Here is a 19503-nt window from a genome sequence, read left to right on the forward strand (position 1 = left end):
ATCGCCTTTTCACAACCGTGGAAGTGCGCGAATTCGGCCGCGTGCTCGAGGGCGAACTCCAAAAGACGCAGATCCCGCTCGAAGCTGATCAGATGCAGACGCCGCGGCCCCCGGATTTCGCGGGCGAGCGTCAGCGCGGCCAGCGCGTTCGCGGCGGCCCCCAGGCCCACGTCATAGACGACAAGATCCCCGTGGCCTTCGCGCAGCTTTTCCGCCAAACGCGACGGCACGGCGTAAAGCGCGTTCGCCTCGGCCCAGGGACCGACGGGATTGTGCATGATTTCGTTGACCTCGCGGCACAGGATCGAGACGGCGCCCGCGGTGGTCGTGACAATAGCGAAGGGATCGGCAGGGGTTTGTTCCACGGGCGGAGAATCCCCCTTCGAAAGCCGCCGGTCAACCCGTTATCAGGATCTCTTCATCGTGAAGTCGATCACCCGCAAGACCGTCCGTTGCTTCACGATTGACGTGGAGTAGGCTTAGGGTTCAGCGGTGGGCGAAGGTGCGGGCGGGCGTTTCTTGAAGAGAAGCAGCGCGAGGCCCACCAGGACGAGCAACGTCGCGAGCGCGAATTTGAGATCGACGGGCTCGCGGAGGAACAGCCAGCCCAATCCCACCGCGATGAGCGGATTCACCAGGGCGTAAGTGCTCACCACCGCGGGCGCGAAGTTGCGACTCAGATGAAGATAAGCGCTGAAGCTCACGAGGGATCCGAAAACGATCAAATACCCCAGCGACCACCACGAGACCGCGGGGATCTCGAGCCAAGCGAGGCTCCACGGCTTCTCGAGCGCCAGGCTCAGCAAGCCCGTCGCGATCGCGCCCGAAAACATCTGCCACGCCGAAAAACGGAAAAGCGACGTGAGTCCCTTGGTCCGACGCTGCAGAAGCGTTCCCGACGCCCACAGCACGCCCGAAAGAAAAAGGAAGAACACGCCGACGATGAGGCCGGGGCCGTCCCCGATGACGGCGGCGTGTCCCGTGCCGGCGATCAGCGCGATGCCACCGACACCGATGAGCGCGCCCAGGATCTGGCGCACGGCCGGGCGTCCCTCACCGAAGAAAAACCAACCCATCAGCAAGATCCAGATCGGCATCGCCCCGATGATGACGGCGACGACGCCCGACGCGACCCAGGCCTCGGTCACGCAGACGAAACCGTTCGCGATGACGAGGAAGGCGCCGCTGATGATCGCGGTTTTTTTCTCGGCGGGAGTGATTTTGGATTCACGCCGCAAAAGCCCCAGCGCGAGCATGAGGGCGGCGGCGACAAAAAAACGGAGCGATGAGAGCGTCCAAGGCGGAATCCCGTCGATCGCGTAACGAATGGCCAGATAGGTCGATCCCCAGATCAGGTAGACCGACAGAAAACTCAGAATGTCGACGGACTTTAAGCGCATAGCAGAGCGGAGACGGATTCCTTTCGGCTGACCCCCTGCACGAGGATTTCGGTGCCGGGTTTCTCCAGACGCAGCTCTTCGCCCGCCTGCAGAATATAGTCACGCGGATCGCCGAGCGAGGTCACCCAAAGCGTGCCTTTCAGGCACTTTAAAACCAAAGGACCACGGCTGAGGGGGCGCAGTTTGCGGAATTCTTGGATTTCGAGTTCGAGGGGATAGGTCTTAATCTGGTTCATGTATTTACAGTATCGGCGATATGTGATTAAGTAAAATAGAGTCTTTGCTTTCCATGGAGAAACGAATGGCATTAATTACAAAGCTCGGGACCGCCGGAATGGACGAGCTGGATCTGAAGATTATTAAGCAATTGTCCACCGACTCAAAGATGAGTTTTCAGGACCTGGGACAGCAGGTGGGGCTGACCGCCCCGGCGGTGCATGCGCGCGTGAAGAAGATGGAGAAAAGTGGCGTGATCCAAAACTACGGCGTGAACCTCGACTACGCCCGCATCGGCCTGGACGTCACCGCCTTCGTGCGACTGCAAACCGGAAAGATGAGCTGCTCGACGGCGGGGACCGCGCTTTCGAAATACCCCGAAATCGAAGAGTGTCATTCCGTCGCGGGCGAAGACGACGTCATTATTAAGACCCGCACGGCGACGCCGCTGGAACTGCAAAACCTGCTGGACCGCCTGCGCACCGAGGGGCTGGCGGAGAAATCGGTCTCGATTTTCGTGCTGGAAACTCATTTTGAGCGCTCACGGTTGTGATTTGACTCGAAGTGAGTCACCGGGCGCTCCAAGCTGATTCGCCATTTGCGAGGAATGTCAGGCGTAACTCCCCCTTGAAACCGGCACACTGGTTTCACAAGGGGGAAGTGAATATGAAAACTCAACTGCGGAATCTGCTGATCCTGGTTCCCATGAGCATGACACTCATCAACTGCGCGAAGACCGAGTTTCGCGTATTCGATGAAGCGGAAGTCGCCAGCCAAGCGGTGAACGGCGACGCGCAAATCCCCGTGATCGATCTGGGCGGCCTGCCGAGCGGAGACGGTGACGAAACGACCGTCGTGCGCGAACCCACGTCCACGCCCCCGGGCCCGCAGAACCCCGGCACCACGACGCCCGTGCCGACTCCGACCCCGAACACCTCGTCGTCGACCTATCGCTGGTCGGCGGGGGCGTACGGCGCCTGCTCGGCGCAGTCGCAAGTGTCTGTCGGCGCATGGAGTGAGTGCGAAAACCTGTCTTGCAATGGCGGCGAACAAAAACGCGCGGTCAGCTGCACTCCCCGTTCGGGCGTGCAATCCCGCTCGGTCACTTGCGTTCGCGGCGACGGATTGATCGTGGCCGACCAGCATTGCCAAGGCCTGAAACCTTCGACAACGGTCGCTTGCTCGAGCACTTGCGATACGACCGCGTACCCGACCCGCCAGGCTTGCGTGAAGGGAACTCCGTGCCGCTTCTCGTTCACGACTCAGTATTTGGTTTCGGATGCGAACAACCCCCACCGCAATCACTCGAAGTGCTCCGCGCTGGCCCATGTGAAAACCGGCCTGCACGGTGACCGCTGCTACAACCCCTACAAGAAGGGCGTGGCCGGCGGGGACGTGAAAGCGGTTGCTTTCAACGGCGGAAATGGCGTCGACACGACAACCTGGAATTTGAAACACCCCGGCGACTGCCGTCAGGGCTACGGCGTCGAGATCCAGAATGTGTACTCGTGCCTGGGCGTTTGCAAAAGCGGTCAATGGGTGGAAGTGGACAATGCGATCGGCGACTCGAAAGTGAACCCCTTAACCGGAGATCTCGAGAGTCCCCTCTCGAATCCCTGGGCTCACCCCGAGAACTCGATCGAAGTCGCTGGCCGCCGGCTTCCCCACTACCGGTGCGTTGGCCAAGAATAATGTCTCAGAGCGAGAGGTCCCCTCCCCCCGGGGGGACCTCTTTCGCCGTCTTGAAGTGGGATGAGATTTTGAAAGAACCGGGGAAATCGGTGCATAATAGAAAGGAAGGGGGAGTCGATGCGCGTTCGCTATTTCTGGCTGTTGCTACTCCCCTCCTTGCTCGTCTTTCAAAACTGCGTTTTGGAAAATGCGTTTCAAGCCCAACTCCCCGGCATGCAAGAATCCCTCGGTGGCGGCGACGGCTATGACGGAAAACTCTTCGTTAACCGCGTGACCGAAGATCTTTGCCCGGATGGATCCGACGTACGCTCCATCATTGGCGTCAAGGCCGATGGCGCGGCGGAAGCTCTGCGCCTGAACTGCCAAGAGCGACGCAACGAGCCCGTGACGCTCGCGCGTGATGCCTATATGCCCCACAACCCCGAGAACCTGATCTTCGAAGACAAGACCTTCGATCGCGACCCCAAAGAGTCGGGCGATGTGCGCCGCACGACCTGGCTGTGTCGCGGCTCCGAGACCTACGACTACTACCGCATCTTCCACCAGATCGAGCTCACCAACTTCCGCGATCGCTGGGGGGATATCATCATCAAACCCAAAGGCGCGGGACACAGCGCACGCTTCAAGGCGGCTTACTACGAGCGCGGTTCCACGAAAGTGATGACGAGTTCGGTGTTTGACTCGGGCGAATTCGACGTGAATTTCACGATGGATGGCGTTCCGTGGATCGTCGCCGGCACCCTCCCGGGCGGCGTCGGCGTCAATCTCGCCCTCGTCCAAACCGTCAAGGGTACGCTCATCGGCAAATGGCTTTACCTTCCCGGCGAGGGCACGACACCGCCTCCGGGACTGAAGGGCCTTGAGAGTTTCAACCTGAACTTCGAATGCCGACCGCAGGAGTAAACGAGTGGTCCTGCACGCCGAACTTTTCGCACAGACCGAATCCTTACTCCGCGCCGGCCGCATCGCCGCCGCGGTGGCGCTTTTACGTGAAGTCCCCCCGCGCGCGGTGCCGCGCGAACACGCCGCGCGCTTCGCGAATCTGTGCCGCCGCGTGGGCCTCGTCATGCGGGGACTGCGGACCCTCGCCCCGGTCGTGCGCGGCGAAAGCGGCGTGAAAGACGGTGCCCCCCGCCCTGAAGAGTGGGCCGAGTACGCGGTGCTGCTGCAACGCTCGGGCGCGGTCCAAGAGGCGCTGCGTATCTGGGGTTCGCGCGAGATGAAAAACGCGCCCGGCTTCGGGCTGCAACGCGCGCTTTGCCACTTCAACATCTGGGAGCACGACCGCGCGATCGTCCCGCTGAACGAAGCTTTGCGAGACGCCGCGAAGGACTACGACCGTTTGGTCATCCGCGTGAATCTGACCGCCGCGCATCTTTACGCCGGTGACCATCCGCACGCGCTGAAGCTCGCGCGCGAACTGCGCCGCGATCTGCTCGGTACGCCGAACCAACGCCTGCTCGCCAACGCCATGGAACTTGAAGCCCAAGCCCTGACCGAAGCGGGCGATTTCGCGGCGGCGGGTGAACTTCTGCGCCAAGCCCTGACCTTACTCGCCAGTGCGGCGACGACCGATCAGCTCTTTATCCGCAAAGGGCTCGCGCACGTCGAGTCGTTCTCGACCGGCGATGAAGCCCCGCTCCTCGCGTTCCGGCGCGAAGCGCTCGCGCGTGAACATTTTGAGAGCGTGCGCGATACGGATCGGCTTTTGTTGCATCTGCGCTTCGATGAAAAACGTTTTCAGTATTTGTATTTCGGCACGCCCTGGACCGCTTACCGCGAACGCCTGGTGCGCCAACTGAATTACGAGCCGGAAGAGTCCTTCTTCCAGCGCGGTCCCGATGACGCGGGCGCGGCTTTGGATCTGGGGCGCGGCGAATTCTTCCGCACGACCGGCGCGAAACCCGAAATCGTGGCAGGCGGCAAATCCCTGAGCCTGCTCCGCGCGTTGGGCCGCGACTTTTACAAACCCGCCAACGGCATCGGGCTTTTCTCGGAAGTTTATGTCGACGAGAATTTCGATCCCGAATCCTCGATGAACCGCGTGCATCAGCTGCTGCGACGCACGCGCGAGCTTTTGAGCGAGCAGGATCTTCCGCTGTGGATCGAGGCGCGACGTCCCCGCTTCCGGCTGCGCTGGGAAGAAGAGCTCCGGGTCTTCTTTCCGCGCGAAAGCCGCGAGATCGATTGGGAGGAGCGCCAAATTCGACTGCTACGTGAGCAGTTCGGTGCCGGTCCTTTGATCACGACGGCCGAGGTGCTCGCCGCTTTGCCGCTCACGCCCGCCCAGTTCCGGCGCGTGCGCGAATGGGGCGAGAATCACGGCTGGATCGAGCGCGTGGGCGCGGGCGCCAAAAGTTTCTACCGTCTTCGCAAAGTCGGTTAATCGCTGAATTTCACGGCAAAATGACGGGGTCATTTTCGCAAAAATGGCGTGGCGTCATGGGTTTGTGCTGTTGAAACCCTGACCCAACTTCCCTATTCTCCGCCGCGTGCGAAAACTGAAACTCGAGTCGATGCTCTGGAGTTGGGGAATCCTGTTGGCCACGCTGTGCGGCGTTTCCGCGCCGGCGCGCGCGGCGCTTTCCCCGGATCTTAAAAACCTTCCCGCTCTCGCGAAGCTTTACGCCACCGGCCCCTCGCCGAGGGCCCATTGGTTTTCCGAAAAACAGATCCAGCTTCACTACGCGAGCTTCCGCCCCAGCCAAGATCTGCGCTTCGAGCTGATCTCGGACGCGCCGCTGATGAGTCTGGAGCTCCCGCTGCTTTCGCATCGCGGGGATCTGTGGAATCTTTCGGCCGAGGCGCTGCCGGGCACGCTGACGGAGTGGGCGAAACGCCCCCTGTGGGTGCGGATCTTGGACGCCGCCGGGCGCGAGCAATTCCGCACGTCCGTGCGTCTGACGGGACTTCTCGATCAGCACTTCTTCGATCCGAAACGCCCCGTGGGCCTGCGCTGGCTGAACACCTCGCAGTTCGAGCTGCGGCTGTGGGCGCCGACCGCGAGCCTTGTGGAACTCCTCGTCTACGACACGGCGACCGGTCCCGCGACGCAAACCCTCGCCATGAACGTGGAACCTCAAGGCTACTGGAGCTTTCACGGCTACCGCGAGTTCGATCGCAAGTATTATGTTTTCCGGGTCACGCGTTTCAATCCGCGTACCAGTCGCGTGGAAACCGTCGACTCGGCGGATCCCGCCTCCTTGAACGTGAGCGCCGAAGCGCTGCGCTCGCAGTTCGTGAATCTGAACGATCCCGACCTGATGCCGATCGGCTGGGCGCAGCTGCAAAAGCCGCGACTGGATAAGGTCACGGACGCGACCGTTTACGAGATGCATTTGCGCGACCACACAAGCGACGACCCCGGCATCCCCGAAGCCGAGCGCGGCACCTACGTGGGCCTGGTGAATCCAAAATCGCGCGCGTTTCAACATCTGCGCGACCTTGCCTCCGCGGGACTGACGCACGTGCATTTTCTGCCGCTGATGGACTTCGCGGGCGTTCCCGAACACGTCGCCAAGCGCGCCCGCCCCCGCATCCCTTCGGGTGAGACGCCCGCCTCGCCCACGCCGCAAGAACGACTGGGCGAAGTGCGCGAGATCGACGCCTACAACTGGGGTTACAATCCGGTTTTGTGGATGGTGCCGGAAGGAAGCTACTCGCGACACCCCGACGGTCCCGACCGCATTCGTGAACTCCGCGAGATGATCCAGGGACTCAACCGCGCGGGCCTGCGCGTGGTTCTGGACGTCGTCTACAACCACACCTATTCGGCGTACGAAGAAGAGCACTCGATCTTCGACCGCGTGGTGCCTTACTACTATCACCGCTACAACGAACGCGGTGAACTCATGTCCAGCTCGTGCTGTGCGGACGTCGCCACCGAAAACCGCATGGTCGAAAAGCTCATGATCGAAAGTTTGATCGGCCTGGCCAAGGACTACAAAGTCGACGGCTTCCGCTTCGACCTGATGAATCTGCACCCGACGCTGCAAGTGCCCCGCATCCGCGAGGCGCTCGACGCCATGACGCTGCAGAACTCCGGCGTCGAGGGCTCGAAACTTCTGGTTTACGGCGAGGCGTGGCCCTTCGGCTCCCTCGAAGAGGTCGTGCCGGGTTCGGCCTTCAACCAGCTGCGCAGTCACGGCCTGGGCGTCGGCGTTTTCAACGACCGGATGCGCGACGCCCTTCGCGGCGGGACGACGAGCCCTTCGGAAAAATCCGATCCGGGTTTCGCCACGGGGCTTTTCTGGGATCCCAATCACGAGCCCGCGAACCGCAATACGCCCACCGATCCCGAAGGCCAGCGGCGCAAGCTCCTGCACTTGCAGGACGTGGTGAAGATCGGCCTCGGCGGAAATCTGCGCGATCTGGTGATCCGCGATCAACACAACAACGCGGTTCGCGCGGGCGACTACTTCTTCCGCGGCGCGCCCGTGGGTTACGCGGCCGAGCCGACCGAAACGATCAGCTACGTCTCGGCCCACGACGGCTACGGGCTGTGGGACACGGTGCAGGCGAAGATGCCGTTTCAAGCCTGGGGCCGGCGCCCCGCGACCGCGAACGTTGACGAACGCGTGCGCGTCGCGCGCCTGATGCTGGGAACCGTACTGCTCAGTCAGGGCATCCCCTTCTTCGAAGGCGGCTCGGAGCTTCTGCGTTCGAAATCCGGCGACGCCGACAGTTACGATTCGGGCGATCACTTCAACCAGATCGACTGGAGTGGCGCCTCGAACAACTGGGGCGTGGGACTTCCGCCCGCGTGGAAAAACGTCAACGACTGGAACTTCTGGCGGCCGCGCCTGCTCGACGCCTCTTTGCGCGTGGGTGCCAATGAAATCCAGGGGACGAACGAATACTTCAAGGCGCTTTTGCGTCTGCGCCGGGATTCGCCGCTTCTTCGCCTTTCTTCGGCGAACGAGATCCGTCGTCTGCTCAGCTTCCCCGCGAATGAACTTTCCGGCAGCGATACCGCAGGTTTGATCGGCATGCTGATCGAGGACGCCGAGCCCGCCGTCGATCCGACGCGGAAATCACTCCTCGTCTTGATCAACGCCGGCACGCAGTCCCTCGACTTTCAGAACGCGCGCCTGAAGAATCGCGCGTGGAATTTTCCCGCCGTCTTCGGCCCCGCCGTCGATCGCGATCTCGTGAAGGCCCGTTGGGAGGCCGCGAGCGGACTCTTTTCGGTCCCCGCGCGCAGCATTCTCGTGCTGGAGGAGAAACGATGAAGTCCCTCTTCCTTGCGGGCTGGATGGTGTTTTGGGGCGTCTTCGCGGTCGCGGCCGACGGGGCGGACGGCGCGCCCGTGCGCGTCCGTTTGTGGCATCAATTGATTTACGCCCACCGCGAGGTGCAGGCGAAACTCATCGCGGAATTTCAAAAAGAAAATCCCGACATCGTCATCGAGTCGATCTACCGCGAAACCGAAGCGCTTCGCTCGGGCTTTCAGTCCGCCGCGCTCGTCGGCGGCGGCCCCGAGATCGTCCAGGGTCCGTCCGATCAGGTGGGTCCGCTTTCGGTCATGGGACTCTTGGCGCCCATGGACGAGTACTTCACGCCCGAGGACCTCACCGACTTCGATTCGTCCGCCTTGATCCGCGTGCACGATCAGCTCTTGATGGTCGGCGATACGGTCGGGAACCATCTTTCGCTTCTTTATAATAAGAAACTTCTCCCGACGCCGCCCCAGACGACCGACGAACTCTTCGCCCAGGGCCGCGCTTACAAGCAGGGCTACTTTCTTGTCTGGCATATGCAGGAGCCCTTCTTCTTCGTGCCGTGGGTGACGGGCTTCGGTTCGGACTTCGCTTCGATCGAGGGGCAGCCGAATCTGGATACGCCCGCGATGGCGCAGGCCTTCCAACTCATGAAAGATCTGAAGGCGTCGGGCTTTGTCCCGCGCGATGCCGACTACGAAACCGCGAACGCGCTCTTCAAAGACAGCAAGGTCGCCATGATCGTCAACGGCGATTGGAGCTGGGGCGACTACAAAAAGGCCGGCATCGATTTCGGGATCGCGCGTTTGCCGCAGATCTCCTCCACCGGGCTTTGGCCAGCACCTTTGGTCGCGGCCAAAGGCTATTCGGTGAACATCAACGTCCCCGTCGAGAAAAAAGACGCCGTTCGCCGCGTCCTGCAGTTTCTGACCTCGGCGAAAACGCAACTCGCCTTCACGAAGGAAGTTTCGACTTTGCCGTCGCGGCTGTCGGCCCGCCAAGACCCGGTCGTGTTGAATGACGAGCTGCTGAAGGCCTCGAACACGATCATGGAAGTGGCCAAGCCGATGCCCGTCACCGCGGAGTTGCGCGCGGTTTGGGACGCCTTGCGGATTCAGTACCAGGCGGTGCTCGGCGGCTCGGTGGAGCCCGCCGTCGCGGCGAAGAACGCGCAGACCGAAGCGCTTCGCCAGATCCAGATCATGAACGAGGTCCGTCCCGCCGACGCGGGCGCGATCGTGGTGAAAGCCGTGATGGGGATTTTGGTCCTCGCGCTCCTCGTTTACCTCGCGATGAAGACGCCGGGATTTCTGCGCGATCTGCGCGGACCGAACCGGCTCGCGTACGCGTTTTTGCTGCCGGCGCTTCTTTGCGTGGGGCTCGTCGTCGTCTTCCCGTTTTTCTACAATATCGCCATCTCGTTTTCGAATCTGTCGCTCCGGACCTTCACGAGCTGGGAGATCATCGGCTTTCAGAACTACTTCGAAGTGCTGGTCGATCCCGTCTTCTATTCGGTTTTCTTGAAAACACTGATCTGGACGTTTTTGAATCTGCTCTTCCACGTTTCGCTCGGGGTGATCCTGGCGCTCCTCATCGATCAAACCCTCCCCGCGAAGCCGCTGTGGCGGACGCTTCTCATCATCCCGTGGGCGGTGCCCCAGTACATCACGGCGCTGACCTGGCGCGGGATGTTCAATCAGGAGTTCGGCGCAATCAATCAGGTGCTCGCGAAGTTTTTCGAGATGTCGCCGATCGAGTGGCTGTCCAAGCCGCTCGAGATGTTCGCGGCGTGCCTGATCACGAACATCTGGCTGGGCTTTCCGTTCATGATGATGGTCGCCCTCGGCGGACTGCAGGCAATCCCGCGCGAACTTTACGAGGCCGCGCGCGTCGACGGCGCGAACGCGTGGCAACGTTTCTGGCGGATCACCTGGCCGCTCCTGCAACCCGTGATGATTCCGGCGACCGTTCTGGGCGCGATCTGGACCTTCAACAACCTGAACGTCGTGTGGCTCGTCTCGAACGGCGGTGAACCCGCGGGGCAGACGCATATTCTGGTGTCCTACGTTTATAAATCGGCCTTCGATCTGTACCGCTACTCCTCGTCGGCGGCGCTTTCGATGATCATCTTTTTGATTCTGCTCGTGGCGACGGTCTTCTATTTGAAGGTCTCGGATAAAAAGATCGGGGTGGGGTGATGAAGAAGTCGGCGAGCCTTCTTTTGGTCATGATCTTTTCGGCCTTCGCGGCCTTCCCCGTCTGGTACGTGATCGCGGTTTCGCTCCGTAAGGATAACGCCTTCCAGGCGGTGTCCTGGACGCTATGGGGACCGAATACGTCGCTTGCGAACTACCGGCTTCTGTTTACCGATACGCTCTTCCCGGTGTGGCTCTGGAACTCGGCGTTCGTCAGCTTCGTGGTGACGCTCTTCGGACTGTCGCTCGCCGCGACCTCGGCTTACGCGCTATCGCGCTTTCCGATCAAGGGGCGCAAGACCTTCCTAACGATGCTGCTCGCGACGCAGATGTTTCCGGCGACGATGCTCCTGCTTCCGTTCTACATCGTGCTCGCGCGCTTGGGCCTCGCGAACGATTTCTGGGGACTTCTGATCGTCTATTCGTCGAGCGCGCTGCCGTTCTGCATCTGGCAGATGAAGTCGTGGTTCGACGGTCTGCCGCGCGAGCTGGAAGAGGCCGCGCGGGTCGACGGTTGCACGCGGCTGCAGACGTTTTTCAAGGTCGTGCTCCCCGTCTCGGGGCCGGCGCTCGCGATCACCGCGCTCTTTCAGTTCACGACGGCGTGGACCGAGTACGCGATCGCGGCCGTCATCCTGCAGGATCCCGAATACTATACTTTGCCGGTGGGACTGAAGAGCTTCCAGGCGAACCTCGCGACCGAGTGGGGACTTTACGCCGCGGCGGCGGTCCTCGTTTCGATTCCGGTCGTGATTTTGTTCACCCTTCTCTCTCGCGCCCTGATCTCGGGCCTCACTCTGGGCAGTGTGAAAGGATAAGATGTCATCCGTTGAGCTGAAGAACGTCTCGAAAAGTTTTGGCGAAACCGAGGTCTTGAAAAACATCTCGCTGAAGGTGGAATCCGGCGAGTTTCTGGTGCTCGTCGGCCCGTCAGGTTGCGGGAAGTCGACGCTTTTGCGGCTGATCGCGGGGCTTGAGACCGCGACTTCGGGCGAAATCTGGATCGACGGCAAGAACGTGTCGCAGCTCGATCCCCGGGACCGCAATCTCGCGATGGTGTTTCAAAGCTACGCGCTGTATCCGCACTTGAGCGTGCGCGAGAATCTGGCTTTCGGGCTCGCGCTGCAAGGGGTTTCGAAAGAGGAACAGAATCGCCGCGTGCAGGAGGTCGCCGACACCTTGCAGATCGGACCACTCCTCGACCGTCGCCCGCGCGCGCTTTCGGGCGGGCAACGTCAGCGCGTGGCCCTGGGGCGCGCTTTGGTTCGCCGCACGAAGCTGATCTTGTTCGACGAACCTTTGTCGAATCTGGACGCCGCCTTGCGCGCGCAGATGCGTTTTGAAATCAAAAAACTTCACCAGCTGACCGGCGCGACGATGGTGTACGTGACGCACGATCAGGTCGAGGCGACGACGCTCGGTGACCGGATCGCGGTGCTGAACAAGGGCGTGGTCGCGCAGATCGGCTCGGCGCACTCGATTTACGAAAAGCCCGAGTCGCGTTTCGTGGCGTCCTTCATCGGGACGCCCGAGATGAACTTTCTGCCGGGCGAGCTCGTCGGGCAAAACGGCAAGGTCGTCGGCGTCCGGCCCGAGGACTTCGTGGTCAACGGCCGCGAATCTTCGGGGACCCCGGAGTTCGACGCCACCTTTGAACTTGAAGAGTACCTGGGCTCGCAATCACTCGTGCACACGAAGGTGGGCGACATGGGCGTGCGTTTCCTGACGCCGGAGTCGCTCGGCAAAAAACCGGGCGCCTCGATCAAACTGGGAACGAAGCCGGGCCGCCTGCACGTCTTCGATCCGAAGTCGGAAGCGCGGATCAACAGTTAATCCGATTCGGGAGGGGGACATCCGATGACGGCCGAATATTCACATGACTGGATCCGACGTTGGTGGCGCAAGCTGCGGCCGCAGCCGTTCGCGCCCGCTTTGCTGTGCGCGCTTCTCTTCGCGGGAGAGGTCTTCGCCGGGCCCGCGCGGTTTGACGTACCGGAATTTTTGAAACGCCCCGTGACCACGCCCGGAATCGGTTCCCAGCCGCGTCCGAGCGGCGGGATCCGCACCGTCATGATCCAGATGTTCGAGTGGCCGTGGAAGGACCTCGCGCGCGAGTGCGAACAGGTTTTAGGACCCATGGAGATCGCGGCGGTACAGGTGTCGCCTCCGCAAGAGCATTTGATGCTGGGTCAGAACTCGTGGTGGGAACGCTATCAGCCCGTCAGCTACAAGTTGGTCTCGCGCGGCGGAACGGAAGCCGAGTTCCGCGACATGGTGAAGCGCTGCCAGGCCGTGGGCGTCGACGTTTACGTGGACGTCATCTTGAATCACATGGCGGGCATCCGCGAGGGGCGCGGTTTCGCGGGCACCCTGTACACGAAGTACAACCACCGGGGTCTCTTCATACCCGGGGACTTCAACGACTGCGGCCTTTACGGCGACAACCAGATCCGCAATTATAAAGACCGTTTCGAGCTTCAGTACTGCGAGCTTCTGGGTCTCGCCGATCTGAAAACGTCGAGTCCCTCGGTGCGCCGGACGTTGACCACGTACCTGGACGGGCTCGTCGACATGGGCGTCGCGGGCTTCCGCCTGGACGCCGCGAAACACATGCCGGCCGATGATCTGCGCGCGATCGTGGCGGCGGTGAAAAAGCCCGTCTATTACGTCTCGGAAACCCTGATCGGTCCGGGCGACCCCGTCGGCATCTCGGAGTACACGCCGTTCAGCGACGTGAACGTTTTCCCCTACGCTTACGATCTGGCGCGCGTGCTGCGCGGCGGGTATCTCGCGAGCTGGTTGAACTTCCAACGTATCTATCCCGCGAGCGATCTGTCGGTCGTGTTCGTCGAGAATCACGATACGCAGCGCGAGCAGCCGCTGCAGTCGCTCTCGCGCACGAATGAACCCGAATATTTCAAGCTCGCCGAAGTCTTCATGCTGACGTGGCCCTTCGGTTATCCGCAGCTCTTCTCGGGTTACCGGTTCGTCTCTTACGACGAGGGACCGCCCATCGACGGCAAGGGGTACACGACCTCGCCCCTGGGCGCGGCGGGCGACTGCCTGGCGCCGTGGCAGTGCGAGCACCGGGCGACGCACGTGCGGAACTTGGTGCGCTTCCGTAACCGGACGGCCGGTGTGTTCACAGCGACGAAGACGTGGTCGGCGGGCGGCGAGATCTTCGCGTTCAGCCGCGGGCATCTGGGTTTCACGGTGATCAACGGGCGCGCGACGGAGCTTGCGGGCGCGGCGATCCCGACCGACTTGCCCGACGGCGACTACTGCGATCAGGTGACGGCGTCCGGGACCCACTGCGCGCGCCGCTACTCGGTGCGGGGTGGCCATTTCCGGGGCGACGTCCCCGCGCGCACCGCGATCGTTCTTCTGAATGAGGAGTCCTCGAAATGACGAAGTCCTACAGCATCGGCCTGGATCTGGGCGGAACGAAACTCGCGTGCGCGCTGGTCGACCACACGGGACAGATCCTGGCGTTCCAGAAGGAATCGATTTTGTCCTTGAAGGTCGACCCGAAGACCGGTCCGACCAAAATCGTGGGCGTGATGGGCGAGATGGTCGCGGGGATGAAGAAACGTTTCCCGGAGTGTTTCAAGAAGGGCGTCTTCCGCGGGGTGGGCCTGGCTTCGGCGGGCCCCCTGAACGTGGAACTCGGCGAGATCACGCATGCCGCGAACTTTCCGGGCTGGAAGCGCGTGAAGATCCAGCGCCTGCTGGAAGATGAGATGCGCCGTCGCCGGATCTGCGACCGCGTGGAATTCCAGAACGACGCGATCGCGGCGTCGCGCGCGGAGGGCTGGATCGGCGGCGCGCAGGGACTGCGGAGCTTCGCGGTCGTCACGATCGGAACCGGCATCGGTACGGGCGTGATCTTCCGCGGTCACCCGCTGCAGGATCGCGGGATGGGCTCCGAGCTTGGCCACCTGATCCTGAACTCGATGAACATCAAAACCGCGAAGGACCTCGATCACCACACGGTCGAAGGCGTCGCTTCGGGGACGGGAATTTTGCGCCGGGCGCGCACGGAGCTCGGGCTCAAAGTCGCAAGCGTCGAAGAGCTCGTAGATCTGGCCGAAGCGCAGCCTTTGTTCGACGACGCGGCCGATGCGCTCGCCGCCCTCTGCTATAATCTGTCGATCGGCTTTAATCTGGAGAAGATCCTGTTTTCGGGCGGCCTCATCAAGGTGCGCCACCTGTACTGGAACCGCCTGAAGGCGCGCTACAAAGCCCTGATCACCGAGTTCAATCCGGAGTTCGGCTGCCCGCTCGTCGTGGCGAAAGCGATGAACCAGGCGGGCGTCATCGGCGCCGCCCGCCTTCCTTACCATACCGAAACGGACGTCAAACCGGCCCCGAAAAAAGGTGCCCCGGGCAAAAAAGCCGCCACGCTCACGAAGAAAAAGAAGCCGGCGTCGCCCCGTCGTCGGGCTGCGCGAAATGCCGCTTCGGGCCGCCAGCTCGAAATGAGCGGACTCTCATGAAGAAAAAACCCGATTTACTTCCGGCGCTGGAAGTAAATCTGAACCTTGTCTTAGCGTTACTTCCGGCGCCGGAAGTGAATTCCGGCCGGTTCTTTAGAACCAAACTTCCGTCTGCACGCCGATGGAGTCGATCTCGGTTTTGCCTTGGGCCGTCGTCCCGTTCGCGGCGCCGACGTTCGCCTGATTCCAGGCCGTACGCGAATAGTACGCGCGGACGACCGGACGCGACCAGTAGCCTTTCGCCAAGGACAGCTGCGGCGCGATCGTGAAACGCGCGAGGTTGCGCGAACCCAGGCCGTCGGCCTCGTCCACGATGTGCGACACCCCCGCCTGGAAAATCAGACTGACGTTGTCGGTGAACCAGTACATGGGCCGCACGCCCGCCGACAGCCAGCGAAAGCGCGTGCCCGTCGAAGTGCCGCGGTCGAGTTCGTCGTACATGAACGCGAGCTGTCCCGACCACTTCGTCGTCTCCCATACGGTGGCGTTCCAGGCGCGCAGTCGCTGCGCTCCCGGCACCGTGCACGACGCGTCCGTCGTATCTTGGCAGTCCTTCACGAGCTCGCCCCCCGGCCCCATCGTGCTCATCACGCCTTCACCGTACGCCATCCCGAATTCGTTGTTCACGCCCTCGTAGATGGTGGAGTTCAGCTTCGCGGCGAAAAAGCCGCCCGTGGATTTACGATAGTCGGTGCCCGTCGCCGGATCTTTCGCCGGCGGCGTCGTCGCGGCGACGCCCCACAAGGACAACCAGCCCGCCGGCGTCCCCCAGCCCTCGGTGCGCAGATGAAGACTTGTCTTCGCCGCGATTCCGACCTCGGTGCGCACGTCGCCCGAACCGTTGATCTCGTTCGCCTGCGCATTTTGGATGACCGCCAAGGACCAGGTCCCGTAGTCCGTCTTGATGCCGCCGATCCCGCCGCCGGGTCCCGACATCGCGACCGGATAGTAGTCGTTCAGGTGCACGTCGCCCCAGCGGTAGAAGCGTTTCCCCGCCCAAGCCGTGAAGGGGGCCCCCGCGTAATACCCACCCTCGGAGTAGACCTCCCGCATGACCCACACGTTACCCCCGCGCAGTCCCCCGCCCGTCGGCACCGAGGGCGCCTCCCAGTCCGTGCGGTTGTCGTACACCACCGCGAAGTTCGCGAAGAAGCGGAAGAAGGGATCGCCGTCCTGCGCGGGCTTCAGCACCCACGCGCCGAAACCGAATTCCCCGTAGGTCGCGCACTCGTTCCCCAGCCGGAACTCGTTCCCCCACGCGCCGGGATTGTTGATACACTCCTGCGCGCCCCCGACGCCGTTCGCGCCCGACGACGACCGCAGATACATCTGCAGCTCCGGGGTCAGCGCCGCCCGCGCCCCGCCGCCCGCGAAAACCGAAACCATCACCACGCAACCCAACAAAACACGCTTCAATTTCATGGCGCGTTTCTCTTAGAACCCCGCCGCCATTTCAAGATTTATCGCGAGGGGTGTCTACCAACGCATCGACACCTGTTCAGGTAAAGGTGGAGAGAGTGTGCACTTGTCTCATTCTGAGAACCCTCCTCGAAAACACGCGCCCCTCGCCGAAACGCCGCAAGCCCCACCCTTGCAATCTTGAATGCTCGTCATGAAAGCAAAAACGCCGTTCACCACATTTTCGAAAGGGAGTTTTGCCCTGATTCTGGGCGCGCTCACGTTATCAAGTTTCGCAACAGTCACCGCGACGGCGGCAGCGCAGTGCAGCCCCGACCGGATCGCCGGTCAATGCGACAGCGCGGCCCTCCGTCGCCTGGACAACGGCAACCCCGTGAACTCGAAAATCATCGTCACCGAGATCAAAGAACGCGCCCGCGCCCTCATCCTCGCGCGCGGCTCGAAAGACGACCCCGGCACCCAAGCGATCCTCGCCCGACTCGACTCGCTGAATTTCCGTGAGGCCCCCGAGGACGATCCCTCTTGCCAAGGCCCGAGCAACCGCAAAATCGCCCCCGGCGTCCGCGCCTACGCCCGTAATCCCATGACGACCTCACTGAAGCCGCCGCGCCCCCATCCCGAGGAAACGCCGAACGCCTTCTACGACGACTCGTCCCACTCGGTCGTCGCTTGCGCGACCTCACTGCGACTCACGCCCGGCGCCTGGGCCAGCATCTTCGCGCACGAGCTCGGTCACGTCGTCAGCCCCTGCACGCTCGCGAAAGACACCTACCAAAAAGGCGGCGCCGCCCTCGCGCAAGAACCGCAACAGACCGGCGAAGCGATGGAGAAATGCCTGGGCCGCAGCGCCACCCGCGAGCAAAAAGAGATCGCCTTTTATCTGCTGGCCGAAACCGGAACGACGACGATGATTTTCCCCACGGCGGTGCTGGACCGAAAAACCGCGCCCGTCGTCAAAAAACTCGAAGCCTGCGGACTCTTGAAGAAGACCGCCGACGCGCGCACCGAGATCGCCCCCGTCTTCGCGGACGTCCAACGCTGCCTGCAGCATAAGAACACCGAGATTTTCGACAAAATGGTCGCGAAGGAATCCTCGAAGAAAGCCAAAAACACCCGCGACAAAAACGCCGCCCCCCACATCCGCGGCTTCGCGGATCCGCAGAAGTATCCCGCGCAGTGTTTCGGCGCGACCGAAGAGGAGTTCGCCGACGCCTTCGGTTCCGAGGTGTTCGGCTCTTGGCTCGAGGCCCAGCGCAATCCCGAGACGCGCTCAAGCGAAGCCCTCATCCAGATGCGTAAACTGCAGTGCATGAGCGAAGGCCAACCCCAGCACCCCGAACAAGGCTGGCAGTACCCGAACTTCAATACGCGACTCCTCGCGATCATGAACTCGAAGGGTTTCCGTCAGGCGCAGAACTGCCAGCTCGACGAGAACACCCGCTGCTACTGGCAGCCCTCAACGAACGAAGCCGCCCCGGAGACCGGCGCGGCTTCATCAGAAAACGGTCGTAACTAACTAAAAACTACTCGTACTTGTCGAGCGAACGAACGTCGTCGAGGTTCACGAAAGTGTAACCCGCGTTCAGGAGCATCGGGATCAGCTTCGCGCTGAGCTCGACGGTCTTGATGTTCTTGTCGTGGAGCAGAACCACGCCGCCACCTTTAGAGGTGATCTCTTTGAAGTAACCCGCGGTGCAAACGTCCACGGGAACGGGACGGATGTTTTTCTTCGGGTTATTCGTCCAGCAGTCCCAGTCCGCCGCCGTCGTGATTTGCGACGAAGATTGGGGACGTGTGCCGCGCGGAGTGATCTCGCCACCCGCGTTCCAGAAAACGGGTCCGATATAGTCTTTCAGATCTTTCATCTGATTCAGCTTCGCCGCGTGCGATGCGGTCCATGCGCCGTACGGAGCACGGAAGTACATGCGGTGCGCGGGATTCATGAAGGGCTGGATCTTGTTGTTCGAGTCGCGAACTTCATGCAGCAAAGAGTTGATGTCGAGATAATAGATGTTCTTCGACAGATTCGCGTGGCTGTACGAGTGGTTCGCCAGGATGTGACCGTCGGCCTTCATCCGGCGCAGGGTCGCCTCTTGACCTTTCACCGCTTGGCCCAGCATGAAGAAAGTCGCTTTGATATTGTATTTACGGAGCAGATCGAGCAAAGGCTCGGTTACGCCGGGCGTGGGACCGTCATCATAAGTCAGGACGATCTTTTTCGTTCCGCGCAGATCGAAGTCCGCGATGCTCTTCGTTTGGAAGAGTTGGTTCGCGTCCGTACCGACGCTGAGTTCGCCCGCGTTGTTGTCTTGATTGCCGGTACAAGCCGTCAGGCCCAGGGTCATCGCCAGTGAGGCCGCCGCAATCTTTTTTGTCCAATCCAGTTGAATCATATCCAGTCTCCTTGGGTGTAAAAGTCTCCGGGGACCGTCAGAGCAAGTTCGACTCCCCGGCCAAACCCCCGCCAATGCGTTTTTACGCTGGACAGCTGCTTGCGAGTTCGACACCGGGCCGCGAATTGTCAGCCCGCACCACAAGAACACCGGGAGAAATGGGGATCAACGCATCTCCAAAGCGGAATTCGAAACCGGCTACACCCAGAAGTTCGAAGCGGCCGACACGAATCGCGACGGCGTCATGAGCACGGACGAACTCGCCGCGAAGAAGAATAAAAAAGACGGCACCAATAAGGGACTGAAGGCCGACCACAAAATGGCGAAAAAGGACATGAACGCCGACGGTCAGCTTTCGGCCGAGGAGTTCGCCCGGGCGAAGACCGCGAAATTCGAAAAGATGGACGTGAATAAAGACGGCTATCTCACGGCGCAAGAGATCGAAACCGGCCGACGCGTCAGATAATCGGCTT

General features: G+C 61.7%; 17 protein-coding genes and 1 pseudogene. 13 read left to right on the forward strand and 5 right to left on the reverse strand.

Features of this window, described 5'->3' with window-relative positions:
- From KF767_18835 to KF767_18845, 3 genes are all read right to left on the reverse strand, one after another.
- Nucleotides 1–365, reverse strand: a 365-nt coding sequence (locus KF767_18835; protein ID MBX3019951.1) for a hypothetical protein, incomplete at its 3' end; no start/stop codon positions are given.
- Between the two features lie 114 nt (nucleotides 366–479).
- Nucleotides 480–1400 carry an EamA family transporter gene (locus tag KF767_18840; GenBank protein MBX3019952.1) on the reverse strand — a complete coding sequence of 307 codons (921 nt, stop codon included), beginning with the start codon at nucleotides 1398–1400 and terminating at the stop codon, nucleotides 480–482.
- Nucleotides 1391–1636: a DUF2917 domain-containing protein gene (locus tag KF767_18845; protein ID MBX3019953.1), complete on the reverse strand. Its 246-nt coding sequence runs from the start codon at nucleotides 1634–1636 to the stop codon at nucleotides 1391–1393. The genes KF767_18840 and KF767_18845 overlap by 10 nt, the downstream gene beginning before the upstream one ends.
- A gap of 65 nt (nucleotides 1637–1701) precedes the next feature.
- Here KF767_18845 and KF767_18850 point away from each other — a divergent pair, with 65 nt between their 5' ends.
- The 10 genes from KF767_18850 (at nucleotide 1702) to KF767_18895 (ending at nucleotide 15218) form a co-directional block, all read left to right on the forward strand.
- Nucleotides 1702–2169 carry an Lrp/AsnC family transcriptional regulator gene (locus KF767_18850; protein ID MBX3019954.1) on the forward strand — a complete coding sequence of 156 codons (468 nt, stop codon included), beginning with the start codon at nucleotides 1702–1704 and terminating at the stop codon, nucleotides 2167–2169.
- A 113-nt stretch (nucleotides 2170–2282) separates the two neighbouring features.
- The gene (locus KF767_18855) at nucleotides 2283–3308 is read left to right on the forward strand and encodes a hypothetical protein (protein MBX3019955.1); all 1026 of its coding nucleotides are present in this window, start codon (nucleotides 2283–2285) and stop codon (nucleotides 3306–3308) included.
- Nucleotides 3309–3425: 117 nt separating this feature from the next.
- Nucleotides 3426–4211, forward strand: coding sequence for a hypothetical protein (locus tag KF767_18860; GenBank protein ID MBX3019956.1), 786 nt, complete (start codon nucleotides 3426–3428; stop codon nucleotides 4209–4211).
- Nucleotides 4212–4215: 4 nt separating this feature from the next.
- Nucleotides 4216–5694: a tetratricopeptide repeat protein gene (locus KF767_18865; protein MBX3019957.1), complete on the forward strand. Its 1479-nt coding sequence runs from the start codon at nucleotides 4216–4218 to the stop codon at nucleotides 5692–5694.
- 106 nt (nucleotides 5695–5800) lie between these two features.
- Nucleotides 5801–8539: a DUF3372 domain-containing protein gene (locus KF767_18870; protein ID MBX3019958.1), complete on the forward strand. Its 2739-nt coding sequence runs from the start codon at nucleotides 5801–5803 to the stop codon at nucleotides 8537–8539.
- Between the two features lie 23 nt (nucleotides 8540–8562).
- Entirely contained in the window at nucleotides 8563–10725 is a 2163-nt protein-coding gene (locus tag KF767_18875) for an extracellular solute-binding protein (GenBank protein MBX3019959.1), read from the forward strand.
- Nucleotides 10722–11540, forward strand: a complete 819-nt coding sequence (locus tag KF767_18880) for an ABC transporter permease subunit (protein MBX3019960.1) — start codon at nucleotides 10722–10724, stop codon at nucleotides 11538–11540. The genes KF767_18875 and KF767_18880 overlap by 4 nt, the downstream gene beginning before the upstream one ends.
- Nucleotide 11541: 1 nt before the next feature.
- Nucleotides 11542–12555: an ABC transporter ATP-binding protein gene (locus KF767_18885; GenBank protein ID MBX3019961.1), complete on the forward strand. Its 1014-nt coding sequence runs from the start codon at nucleotides 11542–11544 to the stop codon at nucleotides 12553–12555.
- A gap of 24 nt (nucleotides 12556–12579) precedes the next feature.
- Nucleotides 12580–14130: an alpha-amylase family protein gene (locus tag KF767_18890; GenBank protein MBX3019962.1), complete on the forward strand. Its 1551-nt coding sequence runs from the start codon at nucleotides 12580–12582 to the stop codon at nucleotides 14128–14130.
- Nucleotides 14127–15218, forward strand: a complete 1092-nt coding sequence (locus tag KF767_18895) for an ROK family protein (protein ID MBX3019963.1) — start codon at nucleotides 14127–14129, stop codon at nucleotides 15216–15218. The genes KF767_18890 and KF767_18895 overlap by 4 nt, the downstream gene beginning before the upstream one ends.
- 93 nt (nucleotides 15219–15311) lie before the next feature.
- Here the strand turns inward: KF767_18895 and KF767_18900 are convergent, their stop codons facing one another.
- Nucleotides 15312–16640: a carbohydrate porin gene (locus KF767_18900; protein MBX3019964.1), complete on the reverse strand. Its 1329-nt coding sequence runs from the start codon at nucleotides 16638–16640 to the stop codon at nucleotides 15312–15314.
- 190 nt (nucleotides 16641–16830) lie between these two features.
- On the opposite strand from KF767_18900, the gene KF767_18905 reads away from it, so the two are divergent.
- Nucleotides 16831–18153, forward strand: coding sequence for a hypothetical protein (locus KF767_18905; protein ID MBX3019965.1), 1323 nt, complete (start codon nucleotides 16831–16833; stop codon nucleotides 18151–18153).
- Between the two features lie 7 nt (nucleotides 18154–18160).
- On the opposite strand, the gene KF767_18910 is transcribed toward KF767_18905, so the two are convergent.
- The gene (locus tag KF767_18910; protein ID MBX3019966.1) at nucleotides 18161–19030 is read right to left on the reverse strand and encodes a polysaccharide deacetylase family protein; all 870 of its coding nucleotides are present in this window, start codon (nucleotides 19028–19030) and stop codon (nucleotides 18161–18163) included.
- On the opposite strand from KF767_18910, the pseudogene KF767_18915 reads away from it, so the two are divergent.
- Together KF767_18915 and KF767_18920 are read left to right on the forward strand one after the other, a co-directional pair.
- Nucleotides 19026–19295: pseudogene (locus tag KF767_18915) on the forward strand (hypothetical protein). The gene KF767_18910 and the pseudogene KF767_18915 sit on opposite strands and share 5 nt — an antisense overlap.
- Nucleotides 19275–19496 (forward strand): hypothetical protein, encoded by a 222-nt coding sequence (locus KF767_18920; protein MBX3019967.1) that lies wholly within the window; start codon nucleotides 19275–19277, stop codon nucleotides 19494–19496. Before KF767_18915 ends, KF767_18920 begins: the two are co-directional and overlap by 21 nt.
- Nucleotides 19497–19503: the final 7 nt, after the last annotated feature.

The organism is Pseudobdellovibrionaceae bacterium, assembly GCA_019637875.1.
Taxonomy (GTDB): domain Bacteria; phylum Bdellovibrionota; class Bdellovibrionia; order Bdellovibrionales; family Bdellovibrionaceae; genus JAHBUW01.

What these genes read in the sequence shown, in the direction of transcription:
- KF767_18840 (MBX3019952.1), bottom strand. Translation starts at nt 1,400, where the DNA reads ATGCGCTTAAAGTCCGTCGACATTCTGAGTTTTCTGTCGGTCTACCTG.
- KF767_18845 (MBX3019953.1), bottom strand. Translation starts at nt 1,636, where the DNA reads ATGAACCAGATTAAGACCTATCCCCTCGAACTCGAAATCCAAGAATTC.
- KF767_18850 (MBX3019954.1), top strand. Translation starts at nt 1,702, where the DNA reads ATGGCATTAATTACAAAGCTCGGGACCGCCGGAATGGACGAGCTGGAT.
- KF767_18855 (MBX3019955.1), top strand. Translation starts at nt 2,283, where the DNA reads ATGAAAACTCAACTGCGGAATCTGCTGATCCTGGTTCCCATGAGCATG.
- KF767_18860 (MBX3019956.1), top strand. Translation starts at nt 3,426, where the DNA reads ATGCGCGTTCGCTATTTCTGGCTGTTGCTACTCCCCTCCTTGCTCGTC.
- KF767_18875 (MBX3019959.1), top strand. Translation starts at nt 8,563, where the DNA reads ATGGTGTTTTGGGGCGTCTTCGCGGTCGCGGCCGACGGGGCGGACGGC.
- KF767_18885 (MBX3019961.1), top strand. Translation starts at nt 11,542, where the DNA reads ATGTCATCCGTTGAGCTGAAGAACGTCTCGAAAAGTTTTGGCGAAACC.
- KF767_18890 (MBX3019962.1), top strand. Translation starts at nt 12,580, where the DNA reads ATGACGGCCGAATATTCACATGACTGGATCCGACGTTGGTGGCGCAAG.
- KF767_18895 (MBX3019963.1), top strand. Translation starts at nt 14,127, where the DNA reads ATGACGAAGTCCTACAGCATCGGCCTGGATCTGGGCGGAACGAAACTC.
- KF767_18900 (MBX3019964.1), bottom strand. Translation starts at nt 16,640, where the DNA reads ATGAAATTGAAGCGTGTTTTGTTGGGTTGCGTGGTGATGGTTTCGGTT.
- KF767_18905 (MBX3019965.1), top strand. Translation starts at nt 16,831, where the DNA reads ATGAAAGCAAAAACGCCGTTCACCACATTTTCGAAAGGGAGTTTTGCC.
- KF767_18910 (MBX3019966.1), bottom strand. Translation starts at nt 19,030, where the DNA reads ATGATTCAACTGGATTGGACAAAAAAGATTGCGGCGGCCTCACTGGCG.
- KF767_18920 (MBX3019967.1), top strand. Translation starts at nt 19,275, where the DNA reads ATGAGCACGGACGAACTCGCCGCGAAGAAGAATAAAAAAGACGGCACC.